Genomic DNA, 14,147 nt, shown 5'->3' with positions numbered 1-14,147 from the left:
AAAACTCGCTATTTTCCAAAATAGCGAGTTGGCGTTATCACTCAGGTAGCAGAGACTAATAAATCTCTGCTACCAGGGGTAATTTAATCATTAATTAAAAAACTAATGTCAGCACCTGCTTCAATAATGTCCTTTTGGCCATTTAAAAACAAATAGCCTTGTTCGCCGCCTATAAGAGTCATTTTATTACCCTCAACTTTCAAGGCTGTACCTTCAACAATGGCTGCAATATAAGTAGTAGGGTTTAATACCATAAACTCAGCAAGACGTTGCTCTCTGGTTTCACCATTATGTCCTGGAGGATTGTAATCAGTGTAATGCGGATTCAATTGAACAGGAATTAACCCCAAAGCATCAAAGCTTTTTGGTTGAATTATCGGCATATCATTGGTTGTTCTAATAGTACTTCCTGCAACGTTAGAGCCAGCGCTCCAGCCTATATAAGGCATACCTTCTGATGTTCTACGGCGAATGGGTTCGAAAAGATCATTTTCATAAAGCTGATGTAACAAATGAAATGTATTACCGCCACCAATGGCAACGGCCTCAGCATTGTTTATGGCAGATACTTGATCTTCAAAAGTATGTAAACCAACAACCTTAATGTTTAGCTCAGCCAGAGCAGATTGCACCATTTCTGTATACTTATCGTAATCTACAGTGACTCCGGCGAATGGTATAAATACTAATTCGCGTATTTCACCAAGGTGGTTATTAATCATTTCTTTTGCGTGCTGCAAATATTTTGTATTGCCAACTCTTGAACTACTTAACAATAAAAGGTTTTTACTCATTTTTTACCACTTGGATTTATTATTTATGGACTTGCTAATTATACATATTAGCTATGAAAAAATTTAGCTATTTTTTAGTTCGTTTATTGCCGCAGTGGCTAAAAAACCAGAACGTGTTGAATAGTTTGGATTAGATGAAACGCGTTCATCTATTTTCTTAATTAGCAGCTCTGGTAACGTCACATTAATTTTATGGCTTTTACCTAGAAAAGGGGTGATATCTATATCGACAACAGCCCAAACACCGCCTCTAAATTCCATTTTACTCACATGTGTTTCAAAACTTGAAGCACTTGGGATGTCTTCTGAGTACTCTGCCAATAAAGACAGATGACTCTCTATCACGGCAATAATTTCATTTAAAGCAATATCCATGGTTTTAGCTCGACAGCTACAACCAGGCATGTCCGGAACTGTGACTTTGTAGTCATTTGATTCGGGGTTAAATAATAAAACAATGGGGAAGCGCATGAGGGTAATTCTCTTAATTTTATATAAATATACGATAACCCTAACAACCCTAAACTTAAAAATCAAGATAACCCTACTAACTCCTTGCAGCTAGGTTTCGATAACTCTGATAACCCTTGATGTTTTACCGGCGGTAACCCTGCTAACCCCGCAACCTAGTGTGTAAATATTTACATACCTGGCAGTTACCAACAGTAAAGGTTTTCGTTTGAATATCAATATACTCAACGGTTGAAGATAAGTTTAAATGATTTTGATCACTGATTTATCCACAACAAATGTGAACATATAGCATTAAGGGTTATCGGAGTCTTTAAGGGTAGGTTCTTAAATGTTGGATTTTTACCTATTTTGGCGAGTCAGTACCCTACATTTAAAAATAATGTACAAGGTTTTATCTTTGTTAATACGCCATTAAAAGAAGAAATTGTGCAGGTCTAACTATTAGTTCTTACATTTAAATAATCAATTGTAGTGGTAATATCTTTATATAAACGCTTGGGGTTAAAACTAGGTAAAGGCTCATCAATTCCAATTGAATGAGGTTGCGGTTTAAAAACGGCTACAAGTTTACCGGCAGGATTAATTAAAAATAGATGCACTCCGTGGCTTACTTTAATTTGTTGATTGTTTTCAACTTGGGTAGTTTCAATTTTTGCTTTAATGCCTAAACTTTTAGCAAAGTCGTGTTCATTGGGTGGAATATTTTGATGTGTTAACCCAATAAATTCATCATCAAAATATCTTAAATATTTTTTTAAATTTTTTGGTCTATCTCTTACTGGATCTACGGTGTAAAAAACGACATTGAGCATATACGAACTATCAAACAATTGTTCCTTAATTCGTGTTAATAATAATAAGCTGGTTGGGCAAACATCAGGGCACTGTAGATAACCATAGCTCACTAGATGCCAATCACCGGTTAAATTACTATTGTTAAATATCCGATTATCTTGATCGACTAAAGCAAAGGGGCTTAGTGGATATGGATCGATAAGTATTGTGCCACTGATCTTCGGTGGTGGTTGAAGGTTTTGTTGAGACGTTTTATTTATTAAATAAATTAGGGAAATAAAAGACAATAAAATAACAAAACAAATTCCTATGAAGTACTGTCTTGATAACGTATTCATTATTTATATCACAAACTTAAATATACCAGGATAAAGTGATCTACTAATAACGCCATAAACAACCCTAATAGATAGTATATGGAAACATAAAAGCATTTAATTGCACTTGTTTTATCTGGAAAGTACTTAAGTTTTATTGACGAATAAAAAAACCATGCTGACAATGCCGTAGCTAATACGACGTAAATAGTACCGCTCATACCAGTGAATACCGGAATATAACTAACGATTATCGTTATGAACGTGTAATTGATGATGCAGTTTTTAGTATGAGGGATCCCCTTAACAACAGGTAACATCGGAACTTTTGCTTTTTTATAATCTTCAATTCTGTCTATCGCTAATGCCCAAAAATGCGCGGGTGTCCAAAAAAATATAATTGCGAGTAATACTAAGCCATTTACGCTCACTTCGTTGGTCATCGCCGTCCACCCCAATAATGGTGGTAACGCACCAGAAAGCCCGCCTATCACGATGTTTTGTGGAGTTGCATGCTTTAAATATAAACTATATATAAAGGCATACCCAATAAGACCTGAAAACGTTAATAACGCGGTGAGTAAATTGACATAATTAACCAAAATATACATTGAGACTATTGCCAGGAATGTAGCTAATAACTTAGCCATATGGCTATTTACACTACCTACCACCATAGGCCGTTTATGAGTACGTACCATTTTACTGTCAATGGCAACATCAACTAAGTGATTCACAATAGCAGCTGCACTGGCTGCTAATCCAATGCCAATTAATGCAATGAACATCGTTATAAGTCGAGTTGTCGCAAGTTCCTGAGTTACATTAGGTGCTAGTTGCATTCCGACAAATGCCGTTATTAACAACATAAATACGACTTTAGGTTTGCACATTTCAAAGTAAGCTAAACCATGTAAGGCAAATTGTTTTTGTAAAGTGACTATCTTCTCAACCATTGTCAGCCTGTTATTAAAGTTATTGTGAGAAAGTTAAACGATTCAAATAGCTATAATCGGCCTCTATAGCCATAAGCGCGATAAATATAAGTATTGCCACAGGGGGAACGAACAATAATAGTTTTACCGAATACTTTTCCCAACTTACATGCATAAATATTCCAATAATCAATCCGGCCTTTAAAAACATAAAGATTATTATTAACGTCCACCTAAGAAAGCCCTGTACTTGAAAATAATCAACCATGTAGGAGAGGGTACTTAACACAAACAACAGTCCCCAAATTTTCAAATATAGACTAATTGGATGTTGTTCATTGCTTGATTCACTCATCATAGTTCTCCATTAAACCAATCCCCGTTCTACTGAGTTACCAAAGATAGAAAAAGGCAAATATAAACACCCACACCAAGTCAACAAAATGCCAATACAACCCGGTTATCTCGACTATATGAAAGCCTTTCTTATCGTAATCACCCTTGCGTACTTTATTTGCGACAACGGCCAAATAGATAACGCCGCAACTTACGTGTAAACCGTGAAAGCCTGTGATCATAAAAAATATAGAGCCAAATTGCTCTGCACCTAATGGATTTCCCCACGGCCTTATACCTTCATCGACAATTAACTTGGTCCACTCAAAAGCTTGCATACCAACAAATGAGGCACCTAACAATGCCGTGAGGATCATCAGGTAAAAGGTTTTGGATTTATCTCCCTTATAGGCATAGTTTACTGCCATAGCCATGGTGCCACTGCTTGTGATCAGGATGAAAGTCATAATCGCGATTAACACCAGGGGGATGTGGTTACCAGCAATCGTTAAAGCAAAAACCTCGCTGGAACTTGGCCAGTCTGCGGTAGTTGTCATCCTAACTTTCATATAACTGGTTAAGAAAATGCTGAAGATGAATGTATCGCTTAATAAAAAGATCCACATCATCAACTTACCCCAAGGCATGTTGAAGGTTTCTTTATCGGCAGACCAGTCGGCTACAGCACTTTGCCAAGAGCTTTGTTGTTCTGGTTGTTTGTCGTTATTTGCCATGAGTCACCTAAAAGCCACAAATTTCGGCTATCGTTTTAAATGTTTCTGTTGAACTGGTTAACAAGAAGAATAAAGCTAACCATACAAAAAAGAGGTAATGCCAGTAGGTAGTTGCTAGTTGCAATGCTCGCTCAAACTTTAACGAGTTTTTACTACGATAGAGCACATAAAGCATTCTGAACATCGCAAACAAGCCACCTATTAAGTGCAATGCGTGCATGCCAGTAAGTAAATAAAAGAAACTGTTTGCCGGGTTTGAATTAACGTAGTAACCATTATTGTTTAATAATTGCCATACTTGCCATTGACCAAAGATAAAAAGCAAACTTGCTACTAAAGCAGCACAAAACAAACTTAATCGTATGTTTGTAGAGAGCTTCGTTAAGCTAACAGAAAGTTGTAATAAAATGCTGGCAAATAAGATGACACCAGTATTAATCATCAATTGATTGCTGTTTTCTAGTGGTAGCCATGGCTCACCAGCTAAAGCTTGAAAGTCAGCAAATTGAGTACGTGATAAAAAGGTAATCGTAAATAAGAAAAATACTACAGAAACAACTGCTAGAAAGAACTTAAGCGCTGTTTTACCTGGTCTATAGTCCTCTTCAGTTTGTTCAAAACCAACTCCAGAGGTACTTTCTAACCAAGGTTTTTCACCTAGTGTATTAAATATAGCCATTAGCCTTCTCCATGCTTTTCTGGGCTTTGCCCTACATAGATAGAGTTGTCACGCATTTTTACTTCATTATCAGGCATGTTTTGCGGTAAAAAATCACTCGCAGCACCGGGTACGCTGAAGTCATAAGCCCACCTATGTACCACCGGTAATTTTTTCCCCCAATTACCATGTTTTGGCGGATTATCGGGAGTTTGCCACTCTAAACTTGTTGCTCCCCAAGGGTTAGGAGGTGATTTCTTTCCGTATTTTAAACTGTAAATTACATTGTAGATGAATATTAATTGCACCACGCCTACAATGATTGCAGACACCGTAATACTGGCATTTAATGATTCGGCAGACTCAGGGATAAAATTAGTTTCACCCATTGCAAAGTATCTTCGGGGCACTCCTAAAAATCCCAGATAGTGCATCGGTAAGTAAATTGCGTAAGTGCCTAAAAAGGTAGCCCAAAAGTGTATTTTACCTAGACCATTATGGAAATACCGCCCAGTAATTTTAGGGTACCAATGATAAATAGCAGCAAATAGCACCATAACTGGCGAAACACCCATGACCATATGAAAATGAGCGACAACAAAGTAAGTATCAGACAAGGGTAAATCGACGACAACATTGCCTAACCATAGACCGGTTAAACCACCATGGGTAAAGGTAAATATAAAGCCAATAGCAAATAACATGGGTACGGTTAAATGGATGTTACCTTTCCATAAGGTTAAGACCCAATTATAAACTTTAAGGGCAGTAGGGACGGCAATAATTAGTGTCGTAGTGGCAAAAAAGAATCCGAAATATGGGTTCATGCCACTTACGTACATATGATGAGCCCATACAATAAAGCTTAGTCCGCCAATTGCAACAATAGCCCAGACCATCATACGATAACCAAAAATATTTTTACGTGCGTGTGTAGCGATTACATCTGACACCATACCAAACGCAGGAAGTGCGACAATATATACTTCAGGGTGGCCAAAAAACCAAAACAAATGTTGAAACAAAATAGGGCTGCCATTGGTGTACTCCAGAGACTCGCCAAGTGAGATTATCGCCGGCATAAAAAAACTGGTGCCCAATAATTTATCAAACAACATCATAATGGCACTTACTAATAATGCAGGGAAAGCCAACAATCCTAGAATGGTGGCAATAAATATTCCCCAAATGGTGAGTGGCATACGCATTAGGGTCATACCTTTAGTTCTTGCTTGTAAGACCGTGGTTACATAATTTAAACCACCCATGGTAAAGGCGATGATAAAGATACCTAATGAGGCTAACATTAATATTATGCCTTTATCTGCCCCAGGTGTGCCTTGTAAAATGGCTTGTGGTGGATATAGCGTCCAACCGGCTCCGGTTGGCCCACCTGTCACAAAAAAACTACAAATAAGCACAATAACAGCTAATAAATACGTCCAATAACTGAGCATGTTTAAATAAGGGAATACCATATCCCGAGCACCAACCATTAAGGGGATCAAGTAATTACCAAATCCCCCAAGGAGTAGTGCGGTGAGTAGATAGATCACCATGATCATGCCATGCATGGTTACAAATTGTAGGTATGAGCTTGGATCAATAAATGAAAAACTGTCAGGGAAACCTAACTGCAAACGCATCATTCCTGAAAGGACAAGAGCGATGAGTCCAACAAATATAGCGGTAATAGAATATTGTATGGCAATAACCTTATGATCTTGGCTCCAAATATATTTACGAATAAAGCCACTTGGTTCGTGCTCTTCTTCTTCTATTTGATCTGCAATCGCAATATGTGTCATAAAAAACCTTTAAAGTGCTAGTTGTTATTCTTGCAAAACAGCGTTGTTTTGTTCGCTATCAATGGGTTGCAGCTGATTTATATAGGCAATCACCTGATCAATTGCTTCATCGTTTTGTAATAAACGTGACATAAGGACCATTTGCTTACCATAGAGATCATCAGTATGTTTCCCACGAATATCGTTTTTGAAATTAAGTAACTGGCGTTTTAAATACCAATCATGTTGACCTGCTAGCCTTGGAGCGTTTAATGCGTAATTGCCTTGGCCCTTATTGCCATGACAAAAACCACAATTTCGATACAAAATTGCGCCTTTATTAATGTCTGCAGTGCTGTGTTGTATTTGTTGTGCAATAGGTAAGGATTGGATGTAGGCAGAAACATCGGTAATTGCCTTATCATCTGGCAAGGTTGCGGTCATAGCAGCCATCTGAACGCCATAAGTGTCTTCTGCAGAAGAGCCTCTAATATTGTGCTTAAAGTATTCTAATTGCCGTTTACTGTACCAGGACGATAAGCCCGCAAGTTTAGGGGCGTTCATTGCTTTATTACCTTGCCCGTCAGTGCCATGACACGCGGCACATGCTTGATAAAATTGTTTACCAGCAATCACGTCGCCCTTAGGTAGTTGTAATGATTCAGCAAAGGTTGGGAATTTACTTAGCCATAAATTAAAGTCGGCTTCTGTTTGAACAACCACTTTTCCACGCATCAAATAGTGTGCAATACCACATAACTCTTGGCAAAGAACATCAAACGTACCGAGTTTAGTTGGCGTAAACCAAAAATAACTGGTAATACCCGGAACTAAATCCATTTTTACTCGAAATTGCGGAATGGCAAAATTATGCAATACGTCTTTTGAACGTTGTAACACTTTAACAGGTTGGTTGATTGGTAAATGAACTTCGTTAGAATTGATTAGTACATCGTCTTGACCATTAGGATCGCTTGGAATTATACCGAAAGGGTTTTGTGAGGAGGTATACGTATTATCAGTTTTACCTAATACTCCATCCTCACCAGGAAACCTATAATTCCAGCTCCACTGTTGTCCAACAACCTCAAATTCCTTAGCATCTTCTGGAACATGGACAAATTCTGACCACACAACCAGTCCTGGGGCAAGCATTGCAGCTACACCAATGGTGGTAATGATTGTTAACCAAGTTTCCAGTTTTTTATTTTCTGGCTCATAATCTGCGGTTTGATCCTTTTTATAACGGTATCGATAGACTGCATAAGCAAGGAATAAGTTAACTAATACAAAGACGACACCTGTCACCCACAGTGTAATATCTATGGTGCCATCAATAGAACTCCAATTAGAGGCGAGGGGAGTAAACCACCACGGGCTTAAAAAGTGAAAAAGTACCGTCGCGAGTATGAGAATAAGTATAACAATCGAAATTGCCATGCCGTATGAATCCTTTTTAAATTATTATTACTGTTATTAATGCGTACAATGGCGCTTTCAGTGCTAATTATTTATTTAGGGTTTTCACTACATACTACGAAAAGACCAAATAATATTTATTATTATTAAACATAGTCTATTTTCGCTATTTGACCACAAGTAATTGAAATATCGGTTTTAAAATGATTTTGAGTATTTGGTAAGATTAGGGGTTAAGAAGTGAGCGAATAAATTCTTACCAACCTTTGATAAAGTAAGGTTGGTTTGAATTCATTCGAATGTTATCCCTTAAGGGATATCAATTGTAAAGCGTTTTACTGCTAAGGCATTGTTTTCATGAAGTCGTGGTACTTATCCTGACCTCTAACTACCCAACTCGGGGTAGCTTCACCAAGCCCTTCAACAATTAAGTTAGGATGATTTTTCATTAACCTTTTCAATAATGGCTCTTGTTCCGGTTCGGCATCAACAAAAAATATGTGATTACCTTCGGCCAACATTTTTTGAAAACGTACAAATTCAACATTAGGGCGTTGAATGCCAATAAAACCACCTTCCCAGGTACAAAAACCTAGCACTACTACCGATAAAAAGATAAACGGCATCCAACCGGCTGCGCCATTTGTCCACCCTAACAAATAGGCAGTGAGTAAAACCAATACCGCACCGACAAGGCCCACTAAAGCACCTATTTCAGTGGAGTGGACCACGTCTTTTTTTAATACCGATTCGACTTCATGTAGATGGTGTTTTTGTACTTCCGCATCATTTTCACTTAATACGTGCATTTGCGGTGTTGTAAATCCCTCTTTTAGAAGCTCGTTTTCAACGTCTTCTAATTCGTCCAAATCATTGCTTAAATAATAATGGCGTACCATAAGGTTCTCCGCGTTGTTCAGTGTTGAATAATATTCATTAAACAAGTGCGGTTTGGGAAGAGTGCACAACTTAGCATAAACATTATTTAATGAATGCTTAATTAATACTAAGTCCAATAAATTCTCTTATTTTATTGGACTTAGTATTAGTATAGCAGGTAAATAAAATAAGAGAATTTAACTGATATTAAACGGTGAACTGTATTGTTTATCGAGGTTTATTGGTCGGGATGTCTATATAAGAAACGTGTGACCATTTTTTAGATAGAGAGTATTTTGTTTTATAATTTTTTTGAATTGGTGGGATATCTATACAATAAACTTGTGACCATTTTTAGATAGAGAGTATTTTGTTTTATAATTTTTTTTGAATTGGTCGGGGTGTCTATATAAGAAACTTGTGACCTTTTTGAAAGAGAGCAGATTGTTGTATTTTTTCTTTGAATTGGTCGGGATGTCTATATAAGAAACTTGTGACCTTTTTGAAAGAGAGCAGATTGTTGTATTTTTTCTTTGAATTGGTCGGGATGACAAGATTCGAACTTGTGACCTCACGTCCCCCAGACGCACGCGCTACCAGGCTGCGCTACACCCCGACTATATTCAATTTTAATGTTCATCTATAAATAAAAAAGAGCCATATAAATGACTCTTCAATAGTAATTAAGTTTTTAACTAATGCATAGTTAAAATTTAACTTAAGTGATTGATTGTTTAATTATTAATCTTTTCAGTAGGTTTATTTTTCAAACTAAAAGAGTTAATTAGTTTCACACCATCAATAAGCATCGGAAAATCAGAATCTTCACTGATCAACGTATCTAGCTGAGTAGAATATGTTTCAAAGTTTCCTTGTTGATCAACAAACAAATTTTTATCCTTTTTGATCACCATCAAACCATTTTCTGTTGTGTTGGCGAATAACCTATCATCGCGGACTCGATATATGTTATGGCCGTTACTGTAGCGCTTGTAATCCAAGCGGCAGCCAAACCAATTTCTCATTAACGTTGTTTGAACATCCATAACACTTGTTAATTCAGTAATTGGGCGACTTTGTTGTTCAGGAAATATAAACAGTGCGGGCTTTGGTGTTAACGATGTTTTGTCTGTTACATTACCTAGAGAGCTAAGCCATATAATATCCTTTAACTCTTTCTGCTGTTGAGCAAGCAGCAATGCATTTACAAACAATTCATATTGATAATCAGTTTGTCCTGAAAAATAAAAAACATGTAAACCAGCATTTAAACCATTGAGTTTATCTGCAAATAGAAAGCTTGAAATATCTTCATATTGGCTTTGATGGTTAAATAATTTAGAAAGCCATAATGGTAAGCTTGTATTTTGCCCTTCATTTGCAAATACATTAATTGATGTATCAAGCTTAGCTGCTTTGATTTGTTGCAGTAGAATAGGTACTGACTGCTGGTCTTTCATGTCTTCTTGATAAATTGTTGGTAAACCATAAAGCAAGTTAAACCAAGCATCATGACTATTGGCATTGTCAATATAGTTAACTAAATTGCTACCTTTGATGCCAGAGCTTTGATTGAATTGTTTAAGTTGTTTCTCAGTTAACACTTTATCATTTAACACTAAAAATGTAGAACTTTGAGGCCCCGTTAACGCCTTACACTCTTGTGTTAGTTCAGGGTAAGCAGGAGCTTTATTGGTAAACGAAAAGGGGTTGTTTTTACGCTGTTCATAATCGGCACGATCAAATAAGCCATATTTAGTAAGTAATGTTTTAGCCGTTGATGGATATGAAAAAGGTAAAACAGTATCTTGTCTTAATACACTGTATTCAAGCTTGGCGTCAGCCCAAACGTGAATTAAATGAGAAATAAAGAATGATGAAACAAGCGCGGCCACAATATATTTAGGCGCTTTTCGTTGTTGTAACTCTTTAAGGTGTCTCCAACAATAATTACTCATAACTAATTGAAATAATAAAATAGCAATAAATATTATCCAATTAAACGTTGTTAAAGAGACAGTTCCAGATTGAAACTTTTCCTTTAACAATGCAAATATTTGCGAGCTGGAATCTGTGTTTATGTGATAACCAAGCTCTGCAAAGGTAAAACCGTCAACAACTAATAAACAAAGGACAAAACTGAATATAAAAGAAGCTGCGCCTCGTATAAATTGAGTTTTGGGAAACAATAAGGTTAACGGAAATACAGTAAGTACAAAGGTGATAAACGTTAGAAAAGCCATGTGACTCAACCAATTAGTAAGCATATAAATTTTACCAATTAGTTGTTCAGGTATGCCTTCTGCATCCAAAAATATTATAGCGATTAATAATGCAGCACCTATATTGAAGAAGGTGAACCAATGTCCCCAACTAATAAGATGCAATAGTTTTTTACTGTATGAACTATTTTCTGTAGTAACCATATAAATATTCTTGAAATTTTGTTATTTTATTGTTTTTGTTGATTTAGCTAATGCATTTGCAAAGTTTTTAGCAATAGCGTCTCTTTGATTTTCTGGTACTTGATTATTTATTATCGTTGATAATGTGTTACCAAGACACATTAAGGCAAGATCCGTAGAGGCTTCTTCATTAACGAGAACATCAATTAAGTCTTGAACAATCTTTTCTACACGTTCATTAGAATATTTAGATACAATAGGCATTATTTTTTAAATTACATCCTTTTACAGGGTTTTTAGTTTAATAGCATTTAGTTTATCAAAACCTAACACAAGTTAACACTGACCAATTATTATGAGTTTAATTATAACCAATATCGATCTGCATTATCTAACTAAAGCAGAAAATAGCTCTGATGTTAAAATTACATCAAGTAAAGGGCTAATTGACATCAATGAAAAAATTACAAACTTCGTTGAATCTCTTCACAATACTTATAACAGCAAGGGTAGTAAAGCCTACGGTTCTTTTAAAGATGAACCTGCTGAAGACGTATCACAGCCATTTAAAAAATTAATGCAAGATTACTTAGATGATCAAGAGCAATTTATTCCGTTTTCTAATCAAGCCTGTATCAGGTTAAAACAAGAACTAGAAAAATATGATCTTGCAGAAACAGGCTATTTAGTTACTTGTCACTATGAAATGCTTGGAGGTCGCTATTTATTTGTTTGTTTATTACCAGTTACTGAACATTATTATGTAGATGGTGAACTAAATATAGCCGCTGACCAACATATTGATAGCTCTAAAATGCAACTCGCTGCCCGTATAGATTTATTTGACTATGCTGACTCACCAGATAAAGCTCGTTATATATCCTTTATTAAAGGGCGTGCTGGTCGTAAAGTATCAGACTTCTTTTTAGACTTTTTAGGCTGTGAAGAGGGCGTTGACCCTAAACAACAATCGCAGGTCTTAGTACAAGCGGTAGAAGATTTTGTAAGTGTTAATCAGCTAAACCCTGAAGAAAAGCAAAATACACGTAAAGAGTTACTTTCTTACTGTAAGGAACAGCAACAAACGGGTAAAGAAGTTGATTTACAAGAATTGTCACAAGCAATACCCCATGAAGATAATGGTGATGAGTTCTTTAATTTTTGTAAAGAAAATGAATATGAAATCGAACATACGTTTCCGCACGATCAGGCCGTTATTAATAAAGTAACAAAATACTCTGGATTTGGTGCAGGAATCAGCGTGAGCTTTGAACGCTCTCATTTTGGAACAGACGTTACCTACAACCCATTAAAAGGTTCGTTAACGATTCATAAAGTTCCACCAAACTTAAAAGATCAGTTAATGAAACTACTTGCCGCTGCTGAAGATGAAAAGCAAAAGCAAAAGCAAGAAGAAAGCCAATATCAGCAAGAAACTACGAATCAATTTTAGTTAATTGATTATATGAATGTGTAATAAAATGTTGATTTTATTGTCTTAATAAATAAGGCGAGCTAGGATCGACAACAGTATAAAATTAAAATTTGCTTACGAATTGTAAGCTGAATAAGTTGGAAACTATGACTACATTAACAATTACCCGTCCAGATGACTGGCATGTACATTTACGCGATGGTGATGTACTTAAAGATACCGTAAAAGATACTAGCCGTTATTTCGGCCGAGCAATCATTATGCCGAACTTGGTGCCCCCTGTGATGAACGCTGACCAAGCTAGAGAATATCATGATAGAATTCAAGCGGTTAACGAAACTGAGCATTTTCAACCATTAATGGTTTTGTATCTAACTGATAACACTACTGCTCAAGACATCAAAGCGTGTAAAGAAAGTGGTATTGTTTATGCCGCTAAATTATATCCTGCTGGTGCAACAACCAATTCAGCATCTGGTGTAACTGATATTAAAAATATTTACCCTGTACTTGAGGCTATGCAAGCTGAAGATATGCCATTATTACTGCACGGAGAAGTGACAGACAATGACATAGATATCTTTGACCGTGAAAAAGAATATATTGATAGAATTTTAACACCTGTTGTTAAAGACTTTCCTGGACTAAGAATTGTACTTGAACATATCACCACTAAAGATGCGGTAGATTTTGTTAAAAGTGCAAGTTCAAATGTAGCGGCAACCATTACAGCACATCATTTATTGTTTAATCGCAATCACATGTTGGTTGGTGGCATTCGTCCACATTATTTCTGTTTACCTGTGTTAAAACGTAATATCCATCAACAAGCGCTTATTGAAGCCGCAACAAGTGGTAGCTCTAAATTCTTTTTAGGTACAGATTCTGCACCACACACACAAGCGAATAAAGAAAATGCCTGTGGTTGTGCTGGCTCTTACACTGCGCATGCCGCCATTGAGCTTTATGCTGAAGTATTTGATCAAGAAAATGCCATCGATAAACTAGAAGGATTTGCAAGTTTTAATGGTCCAGACTTTTACAAGCTGCCAAGACACACAGATACAATTACTTTAGTAAAAGAAAGCTGGGATGTTCCTGCTACTATGCCGTTTGGCAACGATGTAGTTGTTCCTATTCGTGCAAACGATAAAATTTTATGGCAAGTAAAGTAGGTAC

Annotated in this window: 14 protein-coding genes and 1 tRNA gene; 2 read left to right on the top strand and 13 right to left on the bottom strand. The window is 36.5% G+C overall.

Annotated features, from left to right (window positions below; genetic code table 11):
• Positions 1-83 precede the first annotated feature (83 nt).
• The 13 genes from pepE to RI845_RS09470 form a co-directional block, all read right to left on the bottom strand.
• Positions 84-794, bottom strand: a complete 711-nt coding sequence (gene pepE / locus RI845_RS09530) for a dipeptidase PepE (RefSeq protein WP_348385957.1) — start codon at positions 792-794, stop codon at positions 84-86.
• A gap of 63 nt (positions 795-857) precedes the next feature.
• Entirely contained in the window at positions 858-1,265 is a 408-nt protein-coding gene (locus RI845_RS09525; RefSeq protein ID WP_348385956.1) for a type II toxin-antitoxin system HicB family antitoxin, read from the bottom strand.
• Positions 1,266-1,702: 437 nt separating this feature from the next.
• Positions 1,703-2,401, bottom strand: a complete 699-nt coding sequence (locus tag RI845_RS09520; protein WP_348385955.1) for an SCO family protein — start codon at positions 2,399-2,401, stop codon at positions 1,703-1,705.
• 8 nt (positions 2,402-2,409) lie between these two features.
• Positions 2,410-3,336, bottom strand: coding sequence for a heme o synthase (gene cyoE, locus RI845_RS09515; protein ID WP_348385954.1), 927 nt, complete (start codon positions 3,334-3,336; stop codon positions 2,410-2,412).
• 19 nt (positions 3,337-3,355) lie between these two features.
• Positions 3,356-3,670 (bottom strand): cytochrome C oxidase subunit IV family protein, encoded by a 315-nt coding sequence (locus tag RI845_RS09510; protein ID WP_348389525.1) that lies wholly within the window; start codon positions 3,668-3,670, stop codon positions 3,356-3,358.
• A gap of 37 nt (positions 3,671-3,707) precedes the next feature.
• Positions 3,708-4,385, bottom strand: a complete 678-nt coding sequence (locus tag RI845_RS09505) for a heme-copper oxidase subunit III family protein (protein ID WP_348385953.1) — start codon at positions 4,383-4,385, stop codon at positions 3,708-3,710.
• A gap of 7 nt (positions 4,386-4,392) precedes the next feature.
• On the bottom strand, positions 4,393-5,064 hold the full coding sequence (locus RI845_RS09500; RefSeq protein ID WP_348385952.1) for a cytochrome c oxidase subunit 3: 672 nt from the start codon (positions 5,062-5,064) through the stop codon (positions 4,393-4,395).
• Positions 5,064-6,851, bottom strand: a complete 1,788-nt coding sequence (locus RI845_RS09495) for a cytochrome c oxidase subunit I (RefSeq protein ID WP_348385951.1) — start codon at positions 6,849-6,851, stop codon at positions 5,064-5,066. Before RI845_RS09495 ends, RI845_RS09500 begins: the two co-directional genes overlap by 1 nt.
• Before the next feature lie 24 nt (positions 6,852-6,875).
• Positions 6,876-8,270 carry a cytochrome c oxidase subunit II gene (coxB, locus tag RI845_RS09490; RefSeq protein ID WP_348385950.1) on the bottom strand — a complete coding sequence of 465 codons (1,395 nt, stop codon included), beginning with the start codon at positions 8,268-8,270 and terminating at the stop codon, positions 6,876-6,878.
• 320 nt (positions 8,271-8,590) lie between these two features.
• Positions 8,591-9,148, bottom strand: a complete 558-nt coding sequence (locus RI845_RS09485; RefSeq protein ID WP_348385949.1) for an NAD/FAD-utilizing enzyme — start codon at positions 9,146-9,148, stop codon at positions 8,591-8,593.
• A gap of 519 nt (positions 9,149-9,667) precedes the next feature.
• A tRNA-Pro gene (locus RI845_RS09480) sits at positions 9,668-9,744 on the bottom strand.
• A gap of 118 nt (positions 9,745-9,862) precedes the next feature.
• Positions 9,863-11,554 carry a DUF3413 domain-containing protein gene (locus tag RI845_RS09475; RefSeq protein ID WP_348385948.1) on the bottom strand — a complete coding sequence of 564 codons (1,692 nt, stop codon included), beginning with the start codon at positions 11,552-11,554 and terminating at the stop codon, positions 9,863-9,865.
• 21 nt (positions 11,555-11,575) lie between these two features.
• A complete protein-coding gene (locus RI845_RS09470) occupies positions 11,576-11,797 on the bottom strand; it encodes a YejL family protein (protein WP_348385947.1) in 222 nt (73 codons plus the stop codon).
• 91 nt (positions 11,798-11,888) lie between these two features.
• Between RI845_RS09470 and yejK the strand changes: the two genes are divergently transcribed.
• Together yejK and pyrC are read left to right on the top strand one after the other, a co-directional pair.
• Positions 11,889-12,986 (top strand): nucleoid-associated protein YejK, encoded by a 1,098-nt coding sequence (yejK, locus tag RI845_RS09465; RefSeq protein WP_348385946.1) that lies wholly within the window; start codon positions 11,889-11,891, stop codon positions 12,984-12,986.
• Between the two features lie 128 nt (positions 12,987-13,114).
• The gene (gene pyrC, locus RI845_RS09460) at positions 13,115-14,143 is read left to right on the top strand and encodes a dihydroorotase (protein ID WP_348385945.1); all 1,029 of its coding nucleotides are present in this window, start codon (positions 13,115-13,117) and stop codon (positions 14,141-14,143) included.
• Positions 14,144-14,147: the final 4 nt, after the last annotated feature.

It is taken from the genome of Thalassotalea nanhaiensis (genome assembly GCF_031583575.1).
GTDB classification, from domain to species: domain Bacteria; phylum Pseudomonadota; class Gammaproteobacteria; order Enterobacterales; family Alteromonadaceae; genus Thalassotalea_A; species Thalassotalea_A nanhaiensis.
The sequence above is the reverse complement of the archived record's forward strand: the minus strand, read 5'-3'. Positions and strand labels throughout refer to the sequence as shown.

Bases quoted from the DNA above. Each gene is read 5' to 3' on its own strand.
- RI845_RS09500 (WP_348385952.1), bottom strand. From the start codon at position 5,064: ATGGCTATATTTAATACACTAGGTGAAAAACCTTGGTTAGAAAGTACC.
- RI845_RS09510 (WP_348389525.1), bottom strand. From the start codon at position 3,670: ATGAGTGAATCAAGCAATGAACAACATCCAATTAGTCTATATTTGAAA.
- RI845_RS09485 (WP_348385949.1), bottom strand. From the start codon at position 9,148: ATGGTACGCCATTATTATTTAAGCAATGATTTGGACGAATTAGAAGAC.
- RI845_RS09520 (WP_348385955.1), bottom strand. From the start codon at position 2,401: ATGAATACGTTATCAAGACAGTACTTCATAGGAATTTGTTTTGTTATT.
- coxB (WP_348385950.1), bottom strand. From the start codon at position 8,270: ATGGCAATTTCGATTGTTATACTTATTCTCATACTCGCGACGGTACTT.
- RI845_RS09470 (WP_348385947.1), bottom strand. From the start codon at position 11,797: ATGCCTATTGTATCTAAATATTCTAATGAACGTGTAGAAAAGATTGTT.
- RI845_RS09505 (WP_348385953.1), bottom strand. From the start codon at position 4,385: ATGGCAAATAACGACAAACAACCAGAACAACAAAGCTCTTGGCAAAGT.
- RI845_RS09495 (WP_348385951.1), bottom strand. From the start codon at position 6,851: ATGACACATATTGCGATTGCAGATCAAATAGAAGAAGAAGAGCACGAA.
- RI845_RS09525 (WP_348385956.1), bottom strand. From the start codon at position 1,265: ATGCGCTTCCCCATTGTTTTATTATTTAACCCCGAATCAAATGACTAC.
- cyoE (WP_348385954.1), bottom strand. From the start codon at position 3,336: ATGGTTGAGAAGATAGTCACTTTACAAAAACAATTTGCCTTACATGGT.
- yejK (WP_348385946.1), top strand. From the start codon at position 11,889: ATGAGTTTAATTATAACCAATATCGATCTGCATTATCTAACTAAAGCA.
- pyrC (WP_348385945.1), top strand. From the start codon at position 13,115: ATGACTACATTAACAATTACCCGTCCAGATGACTGGCATGTACATTTA.
- pepE (WP_348385957.1), bottom strand. From the start codon at position 794: ATGAGTAAAAACCTTTTATTGTTAAGTAGTTCAAGAGTTGGCAATACA.
- RI845_RS09475 (WP_348385948.1), bottom strand. From the start codon at position 11,554: ATGGTTACTACAGAAAATAGTTCATACAGTAAAAAACTATTGCATCTT.